The sequence below is a fragment of the Variovorax humicola genome (assembly GCF_037889915.1).
Lineage (GTDB): Bacteria > Pseudomonadota > Gammaproteobacteria > Burkholderiales > Burkholderiaceae_C > Variovorax > Variovorax humicola.
In genome coordinates this window covers 199814-222929 of the sequence record NZ_JBBKZV010000004.1, presented here as the reverse complement: position 1 = coordinate 222929, position 23116 = coordinate 199814, and the positions used below count along the sequence as shown (strand labels likewise).

Annotated in this window: 19 protein-coding genes; all 19 read right to left on the bottom strand. The window is 69.7% G+C overall.

The genetic code is table 11. From position 1 onward, the window contains the following. Positions 1 to 2: 2 nt before the first annotated feature. Positions 3 to 1937, bottom strand: a complete 1935-nt coding sequence (locus WKW80_RS09785; protein WP_340363376.1) for an ATP-binding protein — start codon at positions 1935 to 1937, stop codon at positions 3 to 5. Between the two features lie 22 nt (positions 1938 to 1959). Then, positions 1960 to 3180 (bottom strand): eCIS core domain-containing protein, encoded by a 1221-nt coding sequence (locus tag WKW80_RS09780; RefSeq protein WP_340363375.1) that lies wholly within the window; start codon positions 3178 to 3180, stop codon positions 1960 to 1962. 12 nt (positions 3181 to 3192) lie between these two features. Continuing rightward, the gene (locus WKW80_RS09775) at positions 3193 to 4110 is read right to left on the bottom strand and encodes an ATP-grasp domain-containing protein (RefSeq protein WP_340363374.1); all 918 of its coding nucleotides are present in this window, start codon (positions 4108 to 4110) and stop codon (positions 3193 to 3195) included. Then, entirely contained in the window at positions 4107 to 4805 is a 699-nt protein-coding gene (locus tag WKW80_RS09770; RefSeq protein WP_340363373.1) for a hypothetical protein, read from the bottom strand. Before WKW80_RS09770 ends, WKW80_RS09775 begins: the two co-directional genes overlap by 4 nt. Continuing rightward, positions 4802 to 7825 (bottom strand): DUF6519 domain-containing protein, encoded by a 3024-nt coding sequence (locus tag WKW80_RS09765; RefSeq protein WP_340363372.1) that lies wholly within the window; start codon positions 7823 to 7825, stop codon positions 4802 to 4804. Before WKW80_RS09765 ends, WKW80_RS09770 begins: the two co-directional genes overlap by 4 nt. Positions 7826 to 7846: 21 nt before the next feature. Beyond that, a complete protein-coding gene (locus tag WKW80_RS09760; protein ID WP_340363371.1) occupies positions 7847 to 9877 on the bottom strand; it encodes a hypothetical protein in 2031 nt (676 codons plus the stop codon). Continuing rightward, positions 9874 to 12714, bottom strand: coding sequence for a putative baseplate assembly protein (locus tag WKW80_RS09755; RefSeq protein ID WP_340363370.1), 2841 nt, complete (start codon positions 12712 to 12714; stop codon positions 9874 to 9876). The genes WKW80_RS09760 and WKW80_RS09755 overlap by 4 nt, the downstream gene beginning before the upstream one ends. Continuing rightward, positions 12711 to 15185 (bottom strand): putative baseplate assembly protein, encoded by a 2475-nt coding sequence (locus WKW80_RS09750; protein WP_340363369.1) that lies wholly within the window; start codon positions 15183 to 15185, stop codon positions 12711 to 12713. Before WKW80_RS09750 ends, WKW80_RS09755 begins: the two co-directional genes overlap by 4 nt. A gap of 467 nt (positions 15186 to 15652) precedes the next feature. Then, positions 15653 to 16012 (bottom strand): GPW/gp25 family protein, encoded by a 360-nt coding sequence (locus WKW80_RS09745; protein WP_340363368.1) that lies wholly within the window; start codon positions 16010 to 16012, stop codon positions 15653 to 15655. Then, positions 16012 to 16332 (bottom strand): hypothetical protein, encoded by a 321-nt coding sequence (locus tag WKW80_RS09740; protein ID WP_340363367.1) that lies wholly within the window; start codon positions 16330 to 16332, stop codon positions 16012 to 16014. The genes WKW80_RS09745 and WKW80_RS09740 overlap by 1 nt, the downstream gene beginning before the upstream one ends. Then, entirely contained in the window at positions 16332 to 16829 is a 498-nt protein-coding gene (locus WKW80_RS09735; RefSeq protein ID WP_340363366.1) for a phage baseplate assembly protein V, read from the bottom strand. The genes WKW80_RS09740 and WKW80_RS09735 overlap by 1 nt, the downstream gene beginning before the upstream one ends. After that, a complete protein-coding gene (locus WKW80_RS09730) occupies positions 16826 to 17962 on the bottom strand; it encodes a hypothetical protein (RefSeq protein ID WP_340363365.1) in 1137 nt (378 codons plus the stop codon). The genes WKW80_RS09735 and WKW80_RS09730 overlap by 4 nt, the downstream gene beginning before the upstream one ends. Before the next feature lie 19 nt (positions 17963 to 17981). Beyond that, a complete protein-coding gene (locus WKW80_RS09725; protein ID WP_340363364.1) occupies positions 17982 to 18269 on the bottom strand; it encodes a LysM peptidoglycan-binding domain-containing protein in 288 nt (95 codons plus the stop codon). A gap of 10 nt (positions 18270 to 18279) precedes the next feature. Continuing rightward, a complete protein-coding gene (locus tag WKW80_RS09720; RefSeq protein ID WP_340363363.1) occupies positions 18280 to 18951 on the bottom strand; it encodes a hypothetical protein in 672 nt (223 codons plus the stop codon). Next, on the bottom strand, positions 18948 to 19160 hold the full coding sequence (locus WKW80_RS09715) for a hypothetical protein (RefSeq protein WP_340363362.1): 213 nt from the start codon (positions 19158 to 19160) through the stop codon (positions 18948 to 18950). Before WKW80_RS09715 ends, WKW80_RS09720 begins: the two co-directional genes overlap by 4 nt. Positions 19161 to 19747: 587 nt before the next feature. Further along, positions 19748 to 20965 (bottom strand): Pvc16 family protein, encoded by a 1218-nt coding sequence (locus tag WKW80_RS09710; RefSeq protein WP_340363361.1) that lies wholly within the window; start codon positions 20963 to 20965, stop codon positions 19748 to 19750. After that, positions 20962 to 21825, bottom strand: a complete 864-nt coding sequence (locus WKW80_RS09705; RefSeq protein ID WP_340363360.1) for a hypothetical protein — start codon at positions 21823 to 21825, stop codon at positions 20962 to 20964. Before WKW80_RS09705 ends, WKW80_RS09710 begins: the two co-directional genes overlap by 4 nt. Continuing rightward, on the bottom strand, positions 21822 to 22559 hold the full coding sequence (locus WKW80_RS09700) for a T4 family baseplate hub assembly chaperone (protein ID WP_340363359.1): 738 nt from the start codon (positions 22557 to 22559) through the stop codon (positions 21822 to 21824). Before WKW80_RS09700 ends, WKW80_RS09705 begins: the two co-directional genes overlap by 4 nt. Positions 22560 to 22594: 35 nt before the next feature. Continuing rightward, positions 22595 to 23113 (bottom strand): phage tail protein, encoded by a 519-nt coding sequence (locus WKW80_RS09695; RefSeq protein WP_340363358.1) that lies wholly within the window; start codon positions 23111 to 23113, stop codon positions 22595 to 22597. Positions 23114 to 23116: the final 3 nt, after the last annotated feature.

Here is a 23116-nt window from a genome sequence, read left to right as displayed (position 1 = left end):
GGTCATGTCCAGCCTTTCGTCTCGGCGTCGCTGAAGGGGCGGTCGCGCTTGGAGGCCTCGTGGTGGGCCGATTGCAGCAGGTGCGCCATCGACACCGGCTCGTTCAGTTCGGCCGCCTGGAAGGCCGCGTTGATCGCCATGTTGCGGATGCCGCCACCGGAGACGCCGAGCCGCGCGAGCTTGTCGAAGTCGATGGCGCCGCACGGTGTCCGGGCCGGAAACGCCTGGCGCCAGATGGCCTTGCGCATCGCGGCATCGGGAAAGGGGAAGTGCACGACGAAGCGGATGCGGCGCTGGAATGCCGGGTCCAGCGCGGCTTTCAGGTTGGTCGTGAGGATGGCCAGGCCACGGTACGACTCCATGCGCTGCAGCAGGTAGCTCACTTCGATGTTGGCGTAGCGGTCGTGGCTGTCCTTGACTTCGCTGCGCTTGCCGAACAGTGCGTCGGCTTCGTCGAACAGCAGGATCGCGCCGATGTCTTCCGCGGCGGCGAACACACGGCTCAGGTTCTTCTCGGTCTCGCCGATGTACTTGCTGACCAGCGCCGACAGGTCGATGCGGTAGAGGTCCAGTTGCAGCTCGTGCGCGAGCACTTCGGCGGCCATGGTCTTGCCGGTGCCGCTCTCGCCGGCGAACAGGGCCGTGATGCCGAGGCCGCGCTGGCCCTTGTCGGCGAAACCCCAATCGACGTGGACCTTCAAACGGTTGCGCACGTGGGCACCGATCTGGCGCAGGGCGGCCATCTGGGGCTCGGGCAGGATCAGGTCGTTCCAGTCGGCGACGCTGTCGATGCGCTGGGCGAGTTCGTCGAGCTTCGAACGGCCGATGCTTCGGCACGCGGACCACATCGCGCTGCCGGGGTGGTCGCTGGTGGCGAGCGCGCGCGCGAGCGAAGCGCCCTCGGCCTGAATGGTCCGCGCGCTCAATCTGAACTGGCCGGCGATCGCATCGAGCGCGCCGTCGAGGTGCGCGGCGCCATCGCCCAGCGCCTGTTGCCACAGGCGCTTTTGTTCGGCGGGGTCGGGCTTGTCGACGCGCAAGCGCACTGCGGCGCGTTCCAGTGGCTGTGGTTGGGCAGCGCCGATGAACACGAGGCTGTGCAGGCGCTCGATGAAGCGGATGGCCGCGGGCGGCAAGGGGTCGGCGCCGGCAGACACCAGCAAGGTGCCTCCGAGCATGAAGGTCTCGCGTTCCCAGAGCGTGGAGAGGGCATCCGTCTCGGCGCTGGCGGTGGGGATGTCGTCCGCCTGCAGCACGTGGAGCACCAGCCCCAGTCGCGCAGCCACGTCTGCTGCCACATCGACCTGCCCATTGGCATCGTCGCCGGTCAGCCACAAGGCCGGGCTTGCGGTCGCAGCTTCGAGGGCGGCGGCCACGTCATCGCAGACGCCGCGATGCGCACCGGCGATGAAGGCCGACGGCGTCACGGGGCGCATGAGGCTGCGCAGGCGCGGGTCGAGATAGCTCACGCCGGCCAGGTGGTGCAGAACGCGTTCGTCGATGCGCAGGGGTGCACGCGTGAGCCCGGCTGCGTCGTCGAGTTCCAGCAGGCGCCAGCGCCGCAGCGGGCTGGCGGGGGCGAGTGCGCTCCAGTGGGGTTGGGCCAGCGTTGCCAGGGCGAGGCCGAAGGTGGCGCCCGGCCTGCGCGGTTCAGGGGAGGCGTTTTCGCAGAGCGTGGCGAGACGCGCGTCCATTTCGACACCGGCGCACAGCAGCAGCACGTCGCGTTCGAAGGCGCTGAGGCCGAAGAAATCCGCGAGCACATCGATCGCCGCAGGGGAGGGCATCGCGGCCAGCGCGGATTGCGCGGCTTCTTCCAATGCCTGCGCGTCGCCCGCATCGCCGAGCCGCTGCTTCAGTCTCGCGAACTCCGCCACCATGACGCGCTGGTTCGCATCGAGCCAGGAGACTTGCTGTGGCGAAGACTGCGTGGGCATGCGATGTTTCCCGGGTTCGTGCTCATGGCGCAGGCGCGGCGGCGTCGGCCGCTGCGGCGCGCTCGGCATCGCGCATCCGCTTGTATTCGACGGCGGAAACCACCCGCCGGCCCTTGTGCAGCACGACCTCCCAGTCGATTGCCAGGAGGCCTTGCCCCTCCGCGCCGCGGCCGCGTGTTTCCTTCTCGCGGATCACGTCGCGGCGGTCGTTGCGGAAGCGGCGCGAGTCGGCATCGACGATGACGATGCTCGGGTCGCCGAAGAAATCGCGCAGCACCTTGAGCTCGGCGTCGATGCCGCTGGCATGTGCGCGCGCGAACTCTTTCGCGGGGCCCTCCTGGCTGGCATCGAGCGATTCGGTGCCGATGCGGCGGTCGTAGTTCTTCGTCTGGCCGCGCTCGCGCAACAGGTGCACGAGCGAGGTCTGCAGGCCGAGATCAGAACTGGCGAGCAGGTCGTCGATGTCCACGTAGCCGCTCATCCAGGTGTCGACGTCGACCGGGTCGTGGTAGCCATGCCCCTTGTCGCCGATCAGGCCGTGGCGGTTGGTGAAGCGCATCGGGATGTTGGCCGGGTCGTCGATGAAAGCCTGCATCTGGCGGTCGAATTCGCTCGGGGTTCCCTCGGCGATCGGGGTGACCGTCAGCACGCCGTTGTCGTTGGCGTAGGTCAGGCCCGTCGACATGCCGTTGAGACGGTCGATCAGTTCACCCAGGCGCGGCATGCCCGAGAACTCGCCCTTGCCGACGTCGCGCAGCGGCACACGGCGCTGGATGGACTGCGCAGCCGCGCCGATGGGTGGCATGGCGCTGCTTCGCATGGCTGCGGTGGCCGCATGGTTCGCCTGTGCTTCGAGATGGGTCTCGCCGCCCGGCGTGCTTGCGCCGGCGGCACCGTGCCGTTGCTGGACGACATGGGCCAGTTCGTGCGCGATGAGCTCGCGGCCGGCGGGGCTGCCGGGGGCGTAGCGGCGCGGTGCGAACGAGATGTCGCGGCCGGTAGTGAACGCCTCCGCGCCGAGCGACAACGCAGCCTGCGCGGCGGCCTCGTCGGTGTGGATGCGCACGTTGGCGAAGTCGTGGCCGAAGCGTTGTTCCATGAAGCCGCGGGTCGCCGTCTCGAGCGGTTGCACCGCCGCGTTCGTCGCGCCTGCGCCGGCCGCGCGGCGATCCGGGACGAGTCGGGCGATGGCCGCCGGCTTTTTTCGTTGTTGCTGCGACTGGCTTGCCATGCGGGGGTTCATTTGCGCTCCTTCTCAGGGCCGGCTCAGCAGGCGCGCCGTGGCCCGGGCCAGCACGGGCGCTTCGTCGTCGTCGAAGAAGGTGAAGCCGGGCGAAGGGTTCACCTCGAAGCAGAACCATGCGCCGTCCGCCGAACGGCGCAGGTCGATGCCGGCCATGGCGAGACCGAGCGAGGCGGCGAGGGCGCGCAGGCGGTCGGCCAGGGCTGCGTCCACCGTCCATGGCCGCATCCGCGCGGCGAGGGCGCCCGGGTAGCGGTAGTCGTCCGCGTCGCAGTCGATCCGGTGGCCGAACACTTCGTCGCCGATGACGTGCGCGCGGTAGTCCGGGCCGGGAATGTATTGCTGGAACTGCGTGGGGCAGGTGGCGAGCCGGGCCAGGCGATCGTCGTTGCAGAAGTAGAAGCGCGAGACGATGCTGCGCACGGCGCTGTTCGACTTGTAGACGATGTGGCAGTGCCGTGCGTGGAACGCGCGCAGCGCCTCGCGGTCGTTGGTGACCAGCGTGTCGGGCACGTCGAAGCCAGCCTGCCGGATCAGCGCGATCTGGTAGGGCTTGGACCCGTTCGAGGCCATGGCGGCGGGGCGATTGACGACGCGCGAGTGCGTCAGTTCGAGCCAGGTGAGGACGGCATCCTCGACCTCGGATGCATACAGCCACGGCGCGCTGCCGGGGCCGGCGCGGGCGACGCTGTCGGTGCGATCCCAGGCGTCGGGGCGGATGTAGGCCGAGCGTACCGCCCCGAGGTCGCAACGCTGGTCGCCGACGTGCAGCCAGCCATCGCCGGTGTCGGCGTCGAAGGCGAGCGCGGTCTCGAGCACGCGGGCCTGGTCGACCAGGAACATGGGTGTGCCGAGATGGCTCAGCGCGGTGCAGACGGCCGCGAGCGGCACGTCGTGCGGCGAGCCCCAGAGCAGCACCGGTGCGGTCATGAATGCCAACCCTCGATCACGGCAGCGCTGATGGACGGTTCTTCGACATTCGGGTGAAGGCCGATGCCGACCAGCGTGGCATCGTCGTCATCGCCATCGAACAACAGCTCGAGCAGCTCGACGCCAGCAGCCTCGGCCAGGCGGCGTGCACCATGGCGCCGCCGCGCGGACGCGGTGCCGATCACCTTGCTTCCGACGACGCTGCAGCGGGATGTTGCCGGCGCAGGAGCGGCGGCTTGTGCCTCGCGCTGCACCACACGATGCGATGGTGCGACGTTCAGGCCGGCTTGCGTCGCCAACTGCCGCCACTGCTCCCAGCGCCACGCCGGCCCCGACAACGAAGGCGCGGCCGGCCGGTTCCACACGGGGCAGGGCAGCGCGCTGAGCCAGGCGAGCAGGAAGGCGCTCATCTCCGCGGCGACGTATTCGCGGTCGGCTTCGACGACGTGGGGCAGGTGCGCGGGCGAGATGCCTGCGAGGCGAGTCATCACGCCACCCAGTTGCTCGGCGGCTATGCGCTCGCCAGCCACCATGGCGACGGAGTTCGACGCATCGCCCACGCGATACGACCAGCCCGGCGACGACAGGTCCGCCGGCGCCAGCAAGCGCGCACCTTCGCCGCGGTGGCGCGCGACGAAGGCCGCCGCGGCGCTGTCGCATTCGTCGGCCAGTACGAGCAGGACAGGGTCTTTCATTTTTTCTTGCGCGGCTTGCTGGATGGCTTGGCGGCAGCCTTCGCCGCCGGCTTTTTCTCGCTTGCGGCGGGGGCATCGTCCGGCGCGACCGGCTGGTCCGCTTTCGCAGCGGGCGCTGCCCCCACTTGCGGCCGTTCCTCCGGCGTGATGAACGCGCTGCGGGTCGCCGGCGGCGCCGCCACCGATCGCGGCGCCAACGGCTGCAAGATCACGTCCCGCGTCTTGGGCGTCACGTCCGACACCTTGCTGATCACGTCCGAGACCTTGGTGACCACGTCCGACACCTTCTCGCGCACTTCCTTCGTTTCCTTGGTCTCCTTGGCGTCCTTGTCCTTGTCCTTGCCCTTGGTGCGAACGGTGACCACGGCTTGGGCGCTCCTGGTCGGATCGGCCACGCTGGTCGCGGTGACGGTGAAGCTGCCGGCAACGCCTGGCGCCGTGTAGGTGCCGGTGCGGTCGATCGCGCCGCCGCTGCAGCTCCAGTTCACGGCGGTGCTGATGCCGTCCGGCAGCGCGAGGCCGACGCCGCTGACGGTTGCCGAGAAGCGCTGCGTCGCGCCGACCAGCAGCAACGCGCTCGGCGGCGATACGCCGACGCTCACCACCACCACCAGCACGCTGGCGGACAGCGTCGTGGTCAGCGGCGAATTCGGAACCGGCGGCACTGTCGCGGTGACCGTGACCAGGCTGCTCGACGCCGGCGCATTGATGGTCACCGGCACGTTGACGTTCGACTGGCCGATCGGCACCACGGCCGGGCTGGCCACGGTGACCGCGATCTGCGGCTGGCTCGTCACCGTCAAGGCCACGTTCACGGCCGCCTTCGCCACGCTGGCCAGTTGCACCTGGGCCACGGGGGCGCCGCCGCCGATGATCGTGCCGGGTGCGATGAAGAAGGACCCCAGCGAGACCGGCGTGTCGGCGAACTGCAGCAGGAACCAGCTGTCGAAATCGCTGCTGCGGCGTCCGAGCCCCGAAGGCAGCGCGAGGTCGGTGCGCAGGGTGTTGGGACGCGAAGTGCTCAGCCCGGGCCGGCCGCGCGTGGCGCCGTCCAGGTACAGGCGCTGCTGGCCCTGGTCGCCCCAGACGAAGTCGCCCTTGAGCCGCACGCGCACGCGGGCCTGGCCGCCGGTGGCGCTGTTGACGATGGTGGTCGCGGCGGCGCTCGGCATCCAGGTGAGGCTGTTCGTGGCGGGGTTCCACGAGATCGGGCTGCCGGAAAGCACGACCGTTGCCGGCATCGTCGGCGGCGGATTGGCGCCGGCCGGCTGGTTCGGCACGGCGATGGGCATCTCGATGGTGACGACCATCGAGCTGTCGTTGGCTGTCATCAGCGACAGCAGCGTGGGCGTGTTCTGCAGCGTGACCGAATACTGCGCGATCGGTGCGCCGTCCAGCGTGACCGACAAGCCCGCCGCGAACTGGGCGAGCGACACCACGTCGTCGTTCTGCCAGCTGATGCTGGTGATGTGCAGCGCAGGCGGAATGTCGGTCAGGGGTGCGAAGGCGGGGCGGCAGTCATTGAGGGTGCTGTTCGCGGCGGTGCCGGTCCAGTTCAGGAGGCCGATGCGCGCGAGATGGTGATGGACGCCCTGCGGCGGCTGCGGCGTCGCGTGGTTCCATTCGACAGTGGCAGCGGCGCCTGCGCGGGCCGGAACCAGCCAATAGTCGCCGCATGCGAACTGTCCCGGTGTCAGCGCGACCTGCACCCCGGCTTCGAGGTCGATCCAGCCGCTGCCGCCGGCCGGTATCGCGACCAGCCCGGTGGCACCGTCCCAGCGCCGCATCTTCGGATGCAGGTTCGTGGCGATCGGGCGCGGTGGCGATGCGAAGTTGACGGTCGATTTCGCCGGGTCGACCGTGGCGATCTGGATCATCTGCCCGGGCACGCCATGCAGCTCCTCGAAGTCGCCGAGGATCTCGACCCACTGTCCGTTGGCAAGGCCCAGTGCGTCGTCCGGTCCGGTGCTGGCGACCGTCAGCGTGCTGCCGTTGAAGGACTGCACCGGCGTGACGACGCTGCCGTTGTCGCGCGACCACTTGAAGGTCGCGGTGCCGTCGGCGCCGCTGTCGTGGATCTCGATGCGATAGAGCTGGTTCTCCAGTCCCTGGTAGCCGCCACCGGGCGGGATCAGGCAGGGACCGGCCTGGCCCTGTGACGGCGCGGCCCGTGCTGCGAGGCTGCCGCTGCCAACGCCGGCGAGCGCATCCCATTCGGGGAATGCGGTGCCGCATGCCGCAGCCGACCCTGAGGGTGGCGTGACCTGCAGCAGCTTCAGTTGCCAGACCGTCTTGGCGCGGGCGGCGGTGTCAGGGCCGCCGAGCGCGGTCTCGCGGATTGCGGGATCGTCGAGCGCGCTGACGTGGCGTTCCCACACGTCGAGGTAGGTGACGTACAGCCCGTTGGCCAGCGAGAGGATGGCCGCCCCGGTGGTCGACGTGCCTGCATGGTCGGGGTTCGGAAAGTCCGGCTGCGTGAGGTAGGTGGCGGTGCGTTGCAGCGTGCCGGTGAAGGGGCCGGTCGCGGGGGCTGCGGGTGGCGGGGGGCGCTGGATGGCTCCGGACAAGCCGAGCACGACGCCGGTGTCGGTCGGGCTCACGCTGGTGATGCGCAACTGCTGCTGCGTTCCGGCGGCGGCGCTGAGCACCACCCATTGGCCTGGCGCGAAGGGGGCCAGTTCGGGCCGCGGTATGGGCAGCGTGGCGTTGGTGTCGCCGTTGCTCGTGAAGACGAAAGCGTCGTCGGCATCGTTCTCGCACAGCAGGCCGTCCACGTAGAAGCGGCCGGGCGTGATCGCGAGGTCGGTCCCGTCGGCGGTGAAGCGCAGGCCGAAGCCGCCGCCCGCGTTGGGCGCGCCGCTGAGCCCGATCACGTCGCGCGCCACGCTCGCGCTGCGATGCGCGTCGATCTGGTGCTGTTCGTTGCGATCGGCGTCGAGCTGCACGCGGCCCTGCTGTTCGAGCACGGCGGCGTAGTGCTTGCGCGGGTCGAACGTGTTGCGGCTGAAGTCGGCTTTCATCGGAGTTCTCCCCTCGGCGGCTCAGGTCTCGAACAGCAGGCCGCTGTCCAGGCCGACCCGCAGGTATTCGGCAAGGCGCAGGCGCAGATTGCTCTCGCGTTGCTGTGCCATGACCTCGTGGTAGACGCCCATCTCGCCGCCGTCGTCGGCGCCGGACAGGATTTCGGCGGCGGAGCGCCGGCTCAACTGGCCATAGGCTGCGTCGGCGTAGCGCAGCGAATTGAACATCGGCACGACGCGCGTGCGGTCGGCGCTTGCGGCCGGCTGGCAGCGGAAGCGGCGCGGCACCAGCGACTCGAGCGGCAGGTAGGAAAAGCGCACGTTGCCTTCCTGGCGCCGCTCCGACCACACGGGCGCGGGCCAGGCTGGCGTCTCGGCGACGGTTGCGGCTTGCGCATGGAGGATGCAGTTGGATGCGGACTGCAGTGCCTCGGTGTGGATGCGGCCGATGACGGTGCACTGGTCGGCGCTCAATGGCGCGCCCGGGCCGCTGCCGTCCGGTGCGGCAAAGGCCACGGCCGCCGGGTCGCCGGCATCGACGATGCAACTGGTGAGCGACACGCTCGCCAGTTCGTGGATGCGCAGCGCGCCGACGATGCAGTGGTCCAGTTCGACCACGGTGCCCGGCGTCTCGACGATCAGGCTGGGGGTGCCGGGCTTTTGCTGCGCGCTGCCGTCGGCAGCCAGTGCCATGCCGGGTACCAGCGTGCAGTGGACGAGCCGCAAGCTGCGCAGCGCTCCGCCCGACGCGGTGGCCGCCACATGCAGTGCGCCGCCGGCAATCACGAGGCCGTTGAGTGTCAGCTCCGAGCCGTTGGCGCCGCTGATTTCGAGCGCGCCCGACAACTGCACCACCGGCCGGCTCTGGTCGGCCGCGCGCCATTCGACGACGGCATTGGCGGCGAGCGCGATGGCGGGCGTCTCGACGCGCGTGAGGCTGCCGGCGACCTCGACGGCGCCGCCGGCCGCGACCTGGGTCAGCGCCGCCTGCAAGCCGCCGGGCGTCTGAACCGCGGGGACGACCGGCGCCAGCGCCAGGTTCAGCGTGTCCTGCCGTTCGTACTCGCCGCCGCCCAGGGCGGAGACGCTGCCGTGGTGGAAGCGCACGACCACCGGCGCGGCAGGTGCCTGCGCGAACACGATGCGGCCGCGTTCGGGGTCGACCAGGACCGCCCCGGCCGGCGCGGTGTGCGCCCATTGCGTGCCCGCGGCGTCGAGGTTGGACAGGTCGGCCGCCATCGGCACGGTACCGTCGGCCAGGCCCTCGATGAAGAGCGACGCATCGGGTCCATGGAACGCGGCAGGGCTTGCCGCCAGGCCGCGCCGCGTGATGGGCAGCGGCAGGTTGGACTCGGTCGCGCGCGGCGCATCGCCGGGCATCGGCTGCGGGTCGCGCAACAGCGGCATGTCGGCGCCGAGCGGGTTGAAGAACCAGCGCAGGGCGTCGACCTGGAATGCGCTGACTCGCGTGAGTCCGGTGCTGGCCCGGCGCCACAGGTGGATGCCGAGGTGGGGCAGGTTGAAGCGCCCGCCGCAGGCACCGATGCCGCGCACGTCCACGCTGCGGGCGGTGGCGTCGAAGGCGGTGCCGATGCGTTCGAGCACAGCCTCGTGCCGCAGATCGAGGTTACCGCCAGCGCCGGGGCGCACATGCTTCATGTGCTGCGTCAGCGCGAGCTGCAGGAAGTACTCGGTGGCACGCGCATCCCAGCCGGTCACGTCGCGCGCGAGCCCCTCAAGAACGGTCACGGTGCCCTTGCCGCGGCGCAGGTGGATGGTGTTGGCCACCTCGGCGCGCGGGCTGCTGATGGCGGCCGTCACGCCGTTCAGCTGGCGGTAGCCGATCAGGTCGCCGATGTAGGGCACGACCCAGTCGGCGCAGGTTTCGATGAACTGGTCATCGTAGAGCTGGGCCAGGTCTTCCTGCAGCACCTGCACCGGATGCGCGAGCACGTCGAGCAGGCGGGCCAGCACGTTGCCGCGCTCGGCGTCGCGCAGCCGGTAGAGCGAAGGCAGCAGTTGCAGCAGGGCGTTGCCGTCGAGCGGGGTCATGGCGTCGCTCCGGTGGGCGGGGCCTCGGCCCAGATGGCCTTGAGGTCGAGCGGGCGCGCATCGAGCGTGAGCAGTTCCGCGGCGAGCATCGTGTTGTCCTCGGCGAGCTGGGGCAGGGCGGCGTTGAGTTGCGTGTTCTCGCGCAACACCACCAGGTGCCTCAGGGCGACTTCGAACAGCGCGTTGTCGGTGCGCCGCAAGTCCGAGAGCCGCACCGCGACGACGCCGGGCACGGCCTGCAGCAGCGCGATGACTTCACTGCGCGGCACCGGCTGCCCGAAGGCGCGCGCATCGAAGGCCCAGGCCGCGCGCGCGGCGGCGTCGGCGGCGGCGAGGACGGCGTTCATGTCCCGTGCCGGGTCGACCATCAGCGTCGCGCCGAAGGTGAAGGATGCGCGGCGGTACGAAGCCACGCGCACCGGCACGTTCGGCTCGGCCGCGTCCGCGATCGCTGCCAGCAGGTTCTGATAGACGGGGCTGTCGGGCGGAACGTCGGCGCCCTCGATGCCGGCCACCGTGACGAACACGCCGCGCGACTGGCCGTGCCAGCTCCAGGTGGCCAGCGATTTGGCGATGCCGCCGAAGGCGCGCGCGAAGTCCTCGTAGTCCTGCAGCGAGACGATGCGGTCGAGTGCCCGCAAGGTGAGCGCGGCGTTGGTGCGGATGTCCTCGGGGCCGTCGGCGTCGGTGCCACCGCTGGCATCGACCGGGTTGGTCACGCTCTGCACGCCGAGCGGGCGCACCTGCAGGAGGCTCAGCCTTCCTGCCGCGATGTTGCCGGCCGCGCCGATGCCCTTGCGGTAGCTGGAAACGATGTTCTCGCTGCCGCTGGCGGGCCGCGCGCCGTTGATGCCGTCGCCGAAGGTGACGGTGGTGGTGCCGTCGTCGTTGAGGCGGGTGGTGTAGATGCGGTCGCCGCGCGCGCTGCCGAAGAAGTTGGGCCGCTCGCTCCACAGCACGCCGTTGATGCGCAGCGCCAGCGTGGAAGCCACGCCGCTGGCCGTCGGCGCGCTGACGTACGTGAGCGGCGATTGGCGCAGGGTGAAGCTTTGCGAGGCGCGTGTCGCATCGCCGCTGCCGAGCACCTCCTGCACGGTGCTTCCGTGCGTCGCCGCTGCCACGTTGCCGTTGATGGTGACGGTGTCGCGCACATAGGCGTTGAGGAGCGCGCTGGCCAGCGTCAGGCTGGTGTAGCCGCCGGCCGCGATGACCTGGTCGACTTCGAGGATCTGCACGACCTCGCTGGCCGTGGTGCCGCGCGATGCGTCCAGCTCGCCGGTGACGACGATGTTCTGGCCGGCATGGAGGCCGTCGACCCAGGTGTCGAGGTCGATCACGCTGTCGGCCGCCAGCGGCTCGTCGCTGCGCGGCAGGCGTGCGAGCACGAGGGGCTCGCTTTCGGCGAGCACGCTGGTGCCGCGGTAGACGGCGAAGTTGTTGAAGGTGATGTCGACGGCCCCCTCGTCGCTTTCGCCGAGCAGGCTCAGGTTCAGGCTGGTGGCCTTGCCGGTCAGCGTGAAGTTGGACATGCCGGTTTCCGCGGTGCTGTCAACGCTGGCGACGAGCCAGTGCGGGCCTTGCGCGTCGGTCCAGGTCATGGCGGCGAAGCTGGGCGCGTCGTCGCGCGTGGCGGCGATGCGCGGATAGGTCGTGTCGAGCACGGGCTGCTGGCGCGTGGTCTGCGGCTGCCAGTCGCCGCCGCCGCCGACGCGGTCGCCCGAATACTGCGTGTTGATCGGCGTGGGCAGGCTGCGCGTGTCGGGCGCGTTGTGGCCGAACAAGGAGGCCCGCGTGCGCAAGGCGTAGACAGCCGGCGTCGCCGGCGGCTGCCAGGCCGCAAGGCTGGCGAAGAGGTCGCGTGGACGCAGGCGCCAGCGCCAGGCGAAAGACCTCAGGTCGGCGGCACGGGCGACGAACGGCGTGGCCTGCACGGTGGCGCGGCTCGCCAGCATCGACCAGTTGGTGGGCGCAATGCGCGACACCGCGATGTCCAGCGGCCGGGGCTGGATGCGCTGCAGCGCGAGCGTCTCGATGGCGCGGTCGATGCCCTGCGCGAGGGGGATGCGCACCGGCAGCCGGGGCGGTCGCGGCGCGGCGGTGACGAGGGGGCGCAGCGACACCAGCGTCTGCTGCTGCACAGGCATCGGCGTCACCGTCGCCACCGTGCGCAAGACGGGCCGGCTGCCTTCGTCGTCCGGCACGATCACCAGCGAATCGCCGGGCTTCAGGCCGGTACCGACACCGCTGAACAGGATGCTGGGCATGTCGGCGGACACCGGCTGCGGCCTGGACAGGCTGGGCCGGAAAGCGTTCCACTCGACGCGCGCGGGAACGGCGAGCGTGGTCTCGAAGGTCAATGGCAATTCGCCGGGGCCGGGCACGCTCTGCAGGCGAGTGCCTGCGGGTATCTCGACGGGCCCGGGGGCCGTGGCGGGCGCACCGGGCGCGGCGGTCATCGTGAAGGCCAGCCAGGTGCCGGCCGCCACGCCGGGCTGCGGCACGTAGCCGACCAGTTCGGCCAGCCAAGTGAGCGAACGGCGTTCGCCGGCAGTGCGCAGGTAGGACTCGTTGCCGATGCGCTCCTGGTAGAAGGTCAGCACATCGGCGATGCCGGCCCACGCATCGACCAGGCCGATGGTGAAGTCGCCATCGGAGCGCGTGCGCAACTCGGGCAGGTTGCCCAGCAGGGACTCCATCGTCTGCTTGAACTGCGGCTGCGTGCCGACACGCCGCGCGATGGTCGCGAGGCCGGCGCGGTTGGTCACGGGCGCAGGCGTTTGCGGCGCGGTACCGGCGCAGGCGCCGCAGACGTCCAGGTCGCTCGAGGGCGTGGTCACTTGCCACCTCCCACGCTGAAGTCGAAGACGCCGCGTTCCGGGAAGTCCGGGTTGTTGTCGAGGCGCGCGAGTTCGAGCCGGCCGATGGCGAGCATGCCGCTGTCCAGCGCGGCGCGGCCCGGCGCGTCGCGGCGCTGGAAGCGCGTGATCTGCACCGACGCGACGCCGTCGATGGCCATCGCCGCCGCATAGAGCGGGCTCGAATACACGTCCTGCCCGATGCGGAAGTTGTCGGGGTGAAAGAAGCCGAGCTTGCCGTTCGGCAGCATCCGGCTGCTGAACACCTGGGCCACCGCGCGCGCAATGTCGGCGCGGAAATAATCGGGCTTGGCCGTCACCCGCATGCTGACGTCGAGCGGCACCGGGATCGGGGCTTCGACCTCGATGTCGTGGCCGGCCATGCGCAGGCCTTCGAGGGCTTTCTTGATGGCGTTCCTGTCGTCGTCCGTCAGAGCGCCGCCGCCGAGTTTCTCGGCGGTGATGAAGACGGTGTGCCAACTGCCCGTCCATCGCATCGTGGCCGCGGCGCTCTGGATGCCGGGCAGCGCCGCAGCGACACGGCCGTAGTCGTCGACGGTCACGGCGCGCTGCTGGGTGCGCAGCGCGAAGGGGGCCTTGGCGCGCACCGAGGCGATGCTCTCGGGGTCGGTGCCGCCCTGCGCGGCGAGTGGCTGGCGCACGCCCAGGATGGCCGGGTTGTCGGCGACGATCTGCGTGAGCGTCTGCGCGCCGACGTTGCCGGCGCGGCCATTGCCGATCCGGTAGATCGCGCTGAAGCGCGTTCCCGATGGCGGCCGGCGGCCGTGCAGGCCGTCGCCGAAGCGCAGCCATGCAGCGCCGGCATCGTCGGGCTCGACCACGAAATCGTTGTCCTCGGCATTGCTGCCCAGCAGGTCTTGCCTCGGGGTCCAGTCGCGCTGCAGGCCGCTGAGCCGGCTCTGCAGTTGCACTGCGGGAATCGCCTGTGCCGGGGAGGGTTTCGACAGGGCGGCGGCCGATGACGCGAGGTCGTTGGGGTCGGCCGGCATGGCCCACGTCAGCGGCGCCTGCGCGAGTCGCGGGCGGAAGCGCGGAGGCACGGGTTCGAGCTCTGTGTCGGCACAGGGCAGGCCCGTGTCGGCTGGTGCGCGGAACAGCGCGGGCGCTGGCACGCTGCCCAGCGTCTCCCGCGTGGTGATGTGCCGCCCGTGGTCGGCCAGCACGACGTTGCCATGTGCGACGCTGATGTCGGCCACGTCGGTCTCCGCGCTGCCTTGCGCGATGCGGGCCGAGAGGCACAGCGGGAACGCCAGCGCATCTTCATCGGCCCATTGGATCTCGGTCACCGGCTGGTCGTAGAGCGGGTCCGACAGCGGCCTGCCGTTGGCGTCGTTCAAGGCAACGGTGACGAGGCGCACGGCTTGGCGGTGCTGCGGATCGGCGTCCGCGGGCAGGCCGGTTTCGGGGCCCAGCATTTCCTCGAACACCAGCACGTCCCCGGCCTTGAGTTGCGCGAAGCGCCCGCGCAAGGTGGCCCGCGTGGCGCCGCGCGGCAATGCGCAGCGCCGGTCGCCCCAGGTGTGGAAGCCGATGGTGGCAAGTGATGCGAACAGCGTCGCGGTTTGTGCCGTTTCGAAGACCGTCGGATTGCCCACCAGCGCCGCCGCATAGCCGAGCGTCGGTATCACCGGCGCGCCCGTGAGGCCGTTCGGATTGCCGACGAGCGGCGTGCCGGCGGGCAGCGACACGCCTTCGCCACTCACCGCAACGATGGCCCAGGCGCGCGCGCTGCAGCCTTCGTGCATGAAGTAATCGACCAGCCGCGCATGCCGCCGCACGGAGGTGCGCAGCCTGGCCGTGCCGAGGTAGGCCTCGGTGGCAACGGCGTCCTGCTGGTAGCTGAGCGCATCGGCCACGTAGGCGAGCAACTCGACGACGGTGATGCCGAAGTCCGCGACGTGGCTCTCGTTCCAGTCCGGCACCAGCACGGCCAGCCGGTCGAGCAGCGACTGGCGAAAGGCGGCGTAGTCCTTGGCCAGGTAGTTGAGTTCGGGCGCGGCCTGGACGACCGGCAGGCAAGCGGGCGCTGCGGACGTGTCGAACGGCGAGGGGCAGTCGATCTTGAACGAGAACGCCGCCTGCGACAGCACCGGGTCCATTCCCGTCATCGGCAGCCCGCTGCCATCGGGTTGCACGAGGCTGAGCGTGTAGGTGGAGAAGTCGCCGGCCGCGTTGACGTGCAGCACGAGCGCGTCCCCGTCGTACTTCGGCGGCTGGTCGATGAAGAGTCCGGTGATGCGTTCGCCGCCACTGATCGCGACGTTCGCTGCCACGATGCCTGCCGGTGCAGGTGCGCGCAGGAAGTGCACGCGCAGCCCTTGCTGGAACTGTTTGCCGACGTCGACGACTTCGAGAAAGTCGATGCCGTTCAGCGTGGTCGAATTGGCGACGTCGATCCGGCGTTGGGCGTCGCAGCAGAAGGTCTGGTCCATGTCAGTGCCCCATGGTGCGGAGCGTCTTCCTCGACGCATGAAACCTGGACGAGCACGGCGAGGTCTGTTCGTGGGCACCCGCGGAACCGGCTTTGCCGGGCCGCTGGGTGCGCCCCCTCGAGGGGGAGGCGCCGCAGGCGCATCGGGGGTGGTTCATCACCGCGGTGCGTGCCGAGGGTGCTGGGTATCCCCCTCCGCGAATGTCCCCCGCCTTCGGCTCCTCCTTTATTTCGCTGCGGGGGATACCCAGCACCCTCGGCACGTGGAACGGTGCGTTGTGCGGGCCGATCAACGACAGCGCGTCCGGATCACGTCGATGGTGTGCTCCACGCAGCGAAATAAAGGAGGAGCCGGCAACCGCAGGTTGACGGCGGGGGACATTCGCGGAGTGGAGTACGCCGTCGGCGTGATCGCGCCCCAACCCCGAATCACGCGCACCCCAACGAGTCGAAACGCAAGCCGTCATCCTATGCACCTCCCCGAGTGAACTCGGCAGAGATCTGCCGCTGCGTAGCGAGCACGACGTACTGCACCGTCACCGTCACCGTGCTATCCGACGAATCGACCTGCAGCCCCGTGAACTTGACCAGATCGCCCAGCCACTGCTGCAACGCGCCCTGCACGAGGAACTGCGTCGCGGTCGCCAGCTCCGGCCCCGTCGGCGCGAACAGCAACTGCGCGAGCCCGGTGCCGAAAGTCGGGCGGTTCAGGCGCTCGCCCGGCGAGGTGAACAGCACCTGCTCGATCAGGTCGCGAATGTGATCGTCGCCCAGCGCCTGTGCCGTGCGGCCCTGCGCGTCGAAACCATAGGGATAGCCGAGTTGCATCACATCCCCTTCACACGGACCTGCGTCGTCGTGATCAGCACGCCGGTGCCGTTGGGCGCACACACGGCCTGACTGTCGGCGAGCAGCACGGGTTGCTTGTTGGCCATCACGCGCGTGGCCTGCGTCACCCACTGGGCGCTGATGCAGGGGCAGGGCGAGCCCGACACGTTGAATACGCAGCCGGCCACCGTGTAGGCAGCACTCACCGTCGTCACAGGCTGCTTGCTCAGCATCACGCGCGGGAACGGCGCGCTCGGCATTGCCTGCCCCGCATGCACGCAGGTGACGCCGGCGCCCAGGTGGAGGAGGAAGCCGGGCATCAGATCACCTCCAGCGCACCGTCGTTGATCGAAACGCCGGAAGCCGTCAGCGCGACGCTGAACGCACCCATCGCCAGCTTGATGCCGCTCGCGTCCATCGTCAGCGTGAGCGGCACCGGCACGGCAGGCGCACCGACCTGCAGCGTGAATCCGCCGGCCCCCGGCAGGTCGCTCATCTGCAGTGAAATGCTCTCGGTCTTGAAGAACTTGTTCTGCGGGATGGCGGGCGTGGGCGGGCCGCCCGTGGCGTCCCAGAAACAACCGCTCCAGATCGGCATGTCGATGCTGCCGGCCTCGAATTCAACCCACACATTCGCGCCGATCGGCGGCACCGCGAAAAAGCCGATGCCAGAGCCGCCATACGGGGCGCAGGGCAGCGCCCAACTGAGCGTGCCCGAGCCGAGCACGGCCGGCACGCTCACCTGCACGCGCCCGAGCATCATGGGATCGATGTTGTTCTCGACCTTGCCGCGGTACTTGCCGTAGAACTGCGTCATGGAATCACCGCCGGAACAGTAGACCCCCAGCCCTCGCGCGTCAGCGTGAACGACTGGGTGTAGTTTTCCTTCCGGATGCGGTGCGTCACGTTCTTGACGTACCACAGCCCGTCATGCAGGTAGCCCGCGCCGCGCACGCCGACGAGGCCGCGCGGCTGCAGGAGGTCGCCATAGCGCAGCGCGTCGAGATCGCCCGTGGCCTGCACCGCGTCCATCGAATCCTCCACCTCGGCCTGCGCGCGGCCGAAGGCCTGCATCGTGTCGACGCCCGACTCGCGGAACTGGCGCGTGCGCACATTGGGCTGGCTGATGAGCCAGGCCGGCAGCGCGGCCAGCGGCGGGCGCAGGCTGGCGAACAGGTTCACCGGCAGGGCCTGGTTGGTCAGCCGGTCCTGCACCTGGCCGGCAAGTTGCACGGGGCCGAGGCCATCGCTGTGCACGCTGAAGCGCGAGACATTGGTGTTCGGTCCCATGTTGACCGTGATCGCGCTCTGCGGCAGGCCGACGCGCACCGGCGGCCCCCAGTAGGCCGTGTTCACCATCGGCACCGGGCCGGGCACGACGTAGAAGACGTAGCCATTGCGCGTCGCGAGTTTCTGCAGATGGCCGAGGTCGCTGTGCGTCTGCGCCGGCACGCGGTCGATCGGCAGCGGCGGGTCGATGACCATCGGCGGAATCACCATCGGCGTCAGGCCGAGGCTCGCGTATTCGGCGATCAGCTTCAGGGCGATGAGGCTGTCGTCGAGCGCGGGATGCAGCGTGCTCTGCTCGGCCAGGTCCATCTTCACGCTCACGTCCTCGCCGGTCAGCGTCACGCGCGACTGCCCCGGCTCGTCGCTGGGCGAGAACTCGCGCTGCGTGACGAAGCCATCCATCAGCACGCGCGGCGTGGCATTGAAGGTCACGATCAGGATCACGCGGTTCCAGGTCTGCAGCAACGGGCTGGCCAGCAGGCTGTAGTCGATCAGGTCGGCGGGGCCCGAGCGGCCGGCCTGGAAGCTGATCTGGAAGCCCGAGCGCTCGCCGCCGGTGCTCACCTCCACGCCTTCCAGCGCTTCCATCAGCAGGGCAGGCGCCGGCACCGGCACCGACGGGCCGATCAGCAGCGTGAGGTGGATGCCGAGGAAGTCCATGGTGGCGCCTGTTGCCGGTTCAGAACTGCGGCACCGCGATGCGCAGCACGCGCCCGAGCGTGGCCGTCAGGTCGAAGGGGTCGAGCGCGTTGTTGGCGTCGCAGATGCGCCAGTACTGCTCCGGGTCGCCAAGCGTGCGCGCGGCAATGAGGTCGAGCCTGTCGCCCTGCGTCACCGTCACGCCGACCAGCAGCGGCATGTCGTTGCCCTGGGGCAGCATGCGGCGGCTGAAGTAGCTCGTCATGCGGCCGGTGGCGTCGATGCGTGTCAGCACCGGCAGGTTGGCGTAGCGGCTGGTGGTGGCCATGATCGCTGTCTCAGATCGAGGTGCCGATGCCCGGCGCATACGAAAGGCCACCCGACGACGGCACGTTGCCGACCGTTTTGAGCGTGGCCATCGTTTCCTTGCCGACCTGGTGCGCGAGGAACAGCGCATAGCCCGGATGCGTCACCGGCAGGTCGTTGTAGCTCAGCACGCGCAGGCCCAGCGACACGCGCGCGCGGATCGGATTCAGGTTCGCGTCATAGGCTTCCTCGACGATCGAGAAGTTGCCCACGCGCACCGGCAGCACGCGCTGCGGCCCCCAGATGAACAGTGTGAAGGGTCCGGAGGGCGGGATGATCTCGATGGTGCCGGCCATCAGCAACACGGTGTTCGCGATCACCAGCGCGCTCTTGGGATAGACCAGCATCTCGAGCGCCGAGAGCTGCGGGTAGATGCCCGTGCCCGTGGCCAGCGCGTTGCCTTGCTCGAGCTGGTCGGTCGCGTCGATCTCGATGTCGAGCGTGATCGTCTCGACCGGCGCGCCCTTCAGTCGCAGTGCCTCGCCGCGGTCGCCATCGTCGCTGCGCGTGGTCTGCGCTTCGAGCGTGCGCGTCATCGTGTCGGGGTTGTACTGGAACGAGATGATGCTCGCGAGCGGGTTGAACAGGTCGATGCCAACGATCGCGCCCTTGAGCAGACGGGGGGAGCCGGGGAAAGCGCTCATCTTGGGCTCCTTCGTGCGTTGGCATTGGCGATGGCCTGTGTGATGGCGGCCGCGATGCGGGTATCGAGGTCGGCCGTGGCGAGGCCGGGCGCGGCGGCACGTACGCGGCGTGCGGCAGCCTGTGCGGGTTGCTGCACAGATGCCTGCGAGACCGCCGAGCCGGCGCCATGGTTCACCACCACCTTCGAAATGTTCACCTGGTACTTCATGTGCTAACTCCCCGTTGTTGCACGGAATGCGGACAGGGGCGCGGGCCGAGGGCACCGGGTATTCCCCTCCGCGAATGTCCCCCGGCCTTCGGCCTCCTCCTTTATTTCGCTGCGGGGAACACCCGATGCCCTCGGCCCAGGACACGCTGCGTCGTGCCGGCCGATCAACCACCGGCTGTGATGGATCACGCCGTCGGCGTGATCCCGCCCCTGACGCATCGCGTCATGCGGCATCGAACGCGGCAAGCATTGGCGCTGTTTCAAGTCAGTGCTCCATGACGCCGAGCGTCTTCCGCGACGCATGAATCCAGGACGAGCACGGCGAAGTCTGTTCGTGGGCACCCGCGGAACCGGCTTTGCCGGGCCGCTGGGTGCGCCCCCTTGAGGGGGAGGCGCCGCAGGCGCTTCGGGGGTGGTCCACTCCCCCCGCGGAACCGGCTTTGCCGGGCCGCTGGGTGCGCCCCCTCGAGGGGGAAGTGCCGCAGGCGCTTCGGGGGTGGTCCATTCCCCCCGCGGAACCGGCTCTGCCGGGCCGCTGGGTGCGCCCCCTTGAGGGGGAAGTGCCGCAGGCGCTTCGGGGGTGGGCTTCATATCAGCGTCACCGTCGGGCCGATGGCCTGGTTGAAAGTCGGGCTCGCGGGCACCGTGTCGATGGTCAGCGGGCTGGGAGCACCGTCGACCATCACGCGGGCCAGATAGCTGCGTGCTGCGAAATTGGCGGGAATCGGGAACGATACGTTCGGGCTCGTCGCCGGGTCGCCCGGTGCATGCGTTTGCTGCGGAACGGCGATGTCGTCCAGCAGCAGCACCACCTTCTGTGCCACGCCCACCGGCGGCGACACGCCCAATTGCAACACCGCGCCACGCGCCACGCTGATCGGCGACGCGGTCGTGATCACCGGGCTCAGCATGAAGGCGATCGCGTTGGACTCGATGCCGACGCCGGGATGAACGACCGGCGGCACACCGAGCGCGACCTGCTGCACGAGCTTCACCGTGCCGACGCCGGCCGGCGCGTTCGCGGGCAAGGTGAAAGTGAGCGTGTCGGCGCTGGCGCTGTCCGGCGCAACCGTTATGCCCGCTACGATGACCTGTGTCGACGGGTCGCCAAAATTTGCGCCCCGCAGCGTGATGCTGTCCCCTGGCGCGGCGATCTGCGGCGACAGCGAATCGATGGCCGGGCGCTGCAGCGTCTTGACGACGACCATGGGCGTGCGCACCGGGGGTGCCACGCTCACCGGCTTCGCGCTGTCCATCAACACCACGGATGCCTCGTACGCCGACGAGAGCCGGTACTGCGTCTGGTAGGCCAGCCACAACTTCGACATCTCCTCGAAGCCGAGCGGATGCGGCGTGATGCGCACGCGATCGATCTGGTCCTGCACATTGCCACCGGCCAGCGCGTCGGCGAGGTCGGAGGGCATCAGCACCGCGTTGTCGTGCAGCGCGAGCATCGCGCGGCCCAGCATGAATTGCGAGATGAGTTCGTTGTCGTCCTGGCCATAGGCCGTGAGCATGTAGTGCAGGTTCAGCGCCAGCGGCGCCGCCGCGAGGTCCGCGCCGCGCGAAGGCTGAAGGCTGTTGCGAAAGCTCGGGTTGGGCACGGTGCTGTAGAGGTACAGGTTCAGCACATTGCCGTTGGCGTTGACGGCGCGCACGCGGTCCAGCGGCAGCGTGGTGACGTGCATCTGCCCCGTCGGCAAGACGTCGGCCGGGAGGTTCGCAGGCGGTGCCACCTGCAGCGCCTGGTCGATGAGGCTGCGCAGCGTGCGTGTGACGCAGGCGATGGCGAGGGCGGTGCTCATTTCCGTGAGCGGCGCTCGAGGTAGGCCTGCAGCCCGAGCCGTGGTCCCGCGCGGCCGAGGGCCGGACGTGCGGCACGCGGAGCGGGTGCGGGTGCGGGGTTGCGGACTTCGACGGTGCCGATGTTGATTTCGACGACAGTGGGATCGGCGGATTCACGTGTGGCGGCAGTCGGTATGGCGCGCGGAGGCGGTGGCCCTGCAGTTGCCGGTGCAGGTGCCGGCGTTGACGCGGAAGCGGGCGCGTGGAGCGACACGTACACGCGTTCGCGCGGCGCTACGACGTGCGATTCGCCGCGTGCGGCGTCTACGGGCCGCGCAGCCGCACGGGATTGCTGCGCCTTTTCAGCGAACGGCCGCGGAATGGCGGGGCCTGTGATCGGCTCGGCCCCTTCGACAGGGGGCAATGGCGTGCTCGCGAGAGGGTGCGTGGGCTGTGCGGGGCCGGGCATCCCTGTCGTCGCGCGCGCAAATTCGCGGTCGGCGATCGACGAACGCGCCATGCCTTCTGTGGGCCCGCGGGTGGGTGGCAAAACCTTCTGCGGTGTTTGCCCTGGCAGCGGCTGAGTGGGCCCCGCGGCCGTTTCGGAGGCGATCGACGTTGATGGCGTCGACACCGTCGTCGCGCGCTCTGCCGTCGACGTCACCTCGGCACGCGGTCCGTCCGCATGCACGCTGGCCGGTGCCGCGCGTCGCGCAGGCGAGGGCGCCCGCACTTCCGTTTCGGCTTCGACGGACCCTGCGGCAATCGTCGCATCGGCTGCAGTCACCGGCTCGAACCGCGACGCTTGCCGAGGGCGGATGGCCGATACCGACGCGCCTTCGGTCATTGCCGTCGCCAGCCGTTCGAGGAATCCGCTCATGACCTCGCCAGCTCCATGTAGTGCTGCCGCCGCACGCGACTCAGCGCGAGGATGCTCGCCTCCGACCAGCCATACCGCGATGCCAGGATGTGCACTTCTTCGAGCAGCCTCGGCGCGCGCGACTCGATCTCGGCCCAGCAGAACGCCGCCAGGTCAAGCGGTGCGCGCGATGCGTGACCGCAGGCGGGGCAATCGAAGGACAGCACCATCTCGGCCGCCGGATCGGCGGAACCCAGCCGGTCCTCGACGACGTTCTTCAAGTCGTCGGGCAGCGCATCGGCAACGACTTCCAGGCCATCCGGCCCCACGCCACGGACGCAGCGTTCCATCAGCAGGCGATACCCTTCATCCGCATCCCCCGACGCTGCAGCCGCGATGCAGTCGTCGACCGTCGGCAGCGTGAGATCGATCGCAAACCCGTCCTGCTCCACGCGCAGCGACGCTGCATCCTCCGGCGCTCGCAGGCTGTGCGCCAACTCGTCCGCGTCGAGATCGAACTCGATGCGTTCGCCGCAATGCGCGCAGTTCGCAACGCACGACAGCCGCGCACCGAACATGCCGTTGCGCAACGCCAGCAGGCGCCGGTTCGATTCGCCCAGGCTCAGGCGCCCGACGTCAGCGGCAACGCCCTGCGGCGTCGTGGCCGCGAGCAATGCCGCAACCCTTCGCGGCAGCGGCGCGCGGCGCATGCGCTCCCAGACCGCCAGCAGATCCGCGTCGGCCAGGTGGGTCATGAGAGTTCTGCGCAGGCAAAGTGAAAGTGCGCCGCTCAGGAGTTGAACGAGGGCTCGGACGGCTCGACCACCGCGACGTCGCGTTCCCAGCCTTCGTTCTCGAGCTTGATGTGCTGGATGGCGACCGCGTTGGCATTCGCGTCCAGGTCGGGCAGCGCCTGGTACTCCGAGACCCAGCAGCGGTACACGCGATAGGCCAGCACCTTCTGGCCCGCCTCGTTGTAGAGCTCGATGATGATGTCCTTGCGGAAGTCCTTCAGCGAGACCTCCGAGCCCAGCCCCGCGCCCAGGCTCCAGACCTTGCTGGCCCACTTCTCGAACTCGAGGTCGTGCGTCACGCCGCGCTCCAGCGAGATCGCGTCGAACTCGGTGCGGCCGGGCGACTTGCGCGAAGTGCTCGGGTCGCCGCCTTCGCGGTGCTTGACCACTTCGGTGGTCTTCTTCAGGCCGCCGACCTTGCTGATGCCGGCCACGTAGCGGCCGTCCCACTTGACGCGGAATTTGAAGTTCTTGTAGGGGTCGAAGCGGGTGGGATTGACGCTGAACTGGGCCATGAC

What these genes read in the sequence shown, in the direction of transcription:
- WKW80_RS09785 (WP_340363376.1), bottom strand. Translation starts at nt 1,937, where the DNA reads ATGCCCACGCAGTCTTCGCCACAGCAAGTCTCCTGGCTCGATGCGAAC.
- WKW80_RS09780 (WP_340363375.1), bottom strand. Translation starts at nt 3,180, where the DNA reads ATGAACCCCCGCATGGCAAGCCAGTCGCAGCAACAACGAAAAAAGCCG.
- WKW80_RS09775 (WP_340363374.1), bottom strand. Translation starts at nt 4,110, where the DNA reads ATGACCGCACCGGTGCTGCTCTGGGGCTCGCCGCACGACGTGCCGCTC.
- WKW80_RS09770 (WP_340363373.1), bottom strand. Translation starts at nt 4,805, where the DNA reads ATGAAAGACCCTGTCCTGCTCGTACTGGCCGACGAATGCGACAGCGCC.
- WKW80_RS09765 (WP_340363372.1), bottom strand. Translation starts at nt 7,825, where the DNA reads ATGAAAGCCGACTTCAGCCGCAACACGTTCGACCCGCGCAAGCACTAC.
- WKW80_RS09760 (WP_340363371.1), bottom strand. Translation starts at nt 9,877, where the DNA reads ATGACCCCGCTCGACGGCAACGCCCTGCTGCAACTGCTGCCTTCGCTC.
- WKW80_RS09750 (WP_340363369.1), bottom strand. Translation starts at nt 15,185, where the DNA reads ATGGACCAGACCTTCTGCTGCGACGCCCAACGCCGGATCGACGTCGCC.
- WKW80_RS09745 (WP_340363368.1), bottom strand. Translation starts at nt 16,012, where the DNA reads ATGCAACTCGGCTATCCCTATGGTTTCGACGCGCAGGGCCGCACGGCA.
- WKW80_RS09740 (WP_340363367.1), bottom strand. Translation starts at nt 16,332, where the DNA reads ATGCCCGGCTTCCTCCTCCACCTGGGCGCCGGCGTCACCTGCGTGCAT.
- WKW80_RS09735 (WP_340363366.1), bottom strand. Translation starts at nt 16,829, where the DNA reads ATGACGCAGTTCTACGGCAAGTACCGCGGCAAGGTCGAGAACAACATC.
- WKW80_RS09730 (WP_340363365.1), bottom strand. Translation starts at nt 17,962, where the DNA reads ATGGACTTCCTCGGCATCCACCTCACGCTGCTGATCGGCCCGTCGGTG.
- WKW80_RS09725 (WP_340363364.1), bottom strand. Translation starts at nt 18,269, where the DNA reads ATGGCCACCACCAGCCGCTACGCCAACCTGCCGGTGCTGACACGCATC.
- WKW80_RS09720 (WP_340363363.1), bottom strand. Translation starts at nt 18,951, where the DNA reads ATGAGCGCTTTCCCCGGCTCCCCCCGTCTGCTCAAGGGCGCGATCGTT.
- WKW80_RS09715 (WP_340363362.1), bottom strand. Translation starts at nt 19,160, where the DNA reads ATGAAGTACCAGGTGAACATTTCGAAGGTGGTGGTGAACCATGGCGCC.
- WKW80_RS09710 (WP_340363361.1), bottom strand. Translation starts at nt 20,965, where the DNA reads ATGAGCACCGCCCTCGCCATCGCCTGCGTCACACGCACGCTGCGCAGC.
- WKW80_RS09705 (WP_340363360.1), bottom strand. Translation starts at nt 21,825, where the DNA reads ATGAGCGGATTCCTCGAACGGCTGGCGACGGCAATGACCGAAGGCGCG.
- WKW80_RS09700 (WP_340363359.1), bottom strand. Translation starts at nt 22,559, where the DNA reads ATGACCCACCTGGCCGACGCGGATCTGCTGGCGGTCTGGGAGCGCATG.
- WKW80_RS09695 (WP_340363358.1), bottom strand. Translation starts at nt 23,113, where the DNA reads ATGGCCCAGTTCAGCGTCAATCCCACCCGCTTCGACCCCTACAAGAAC.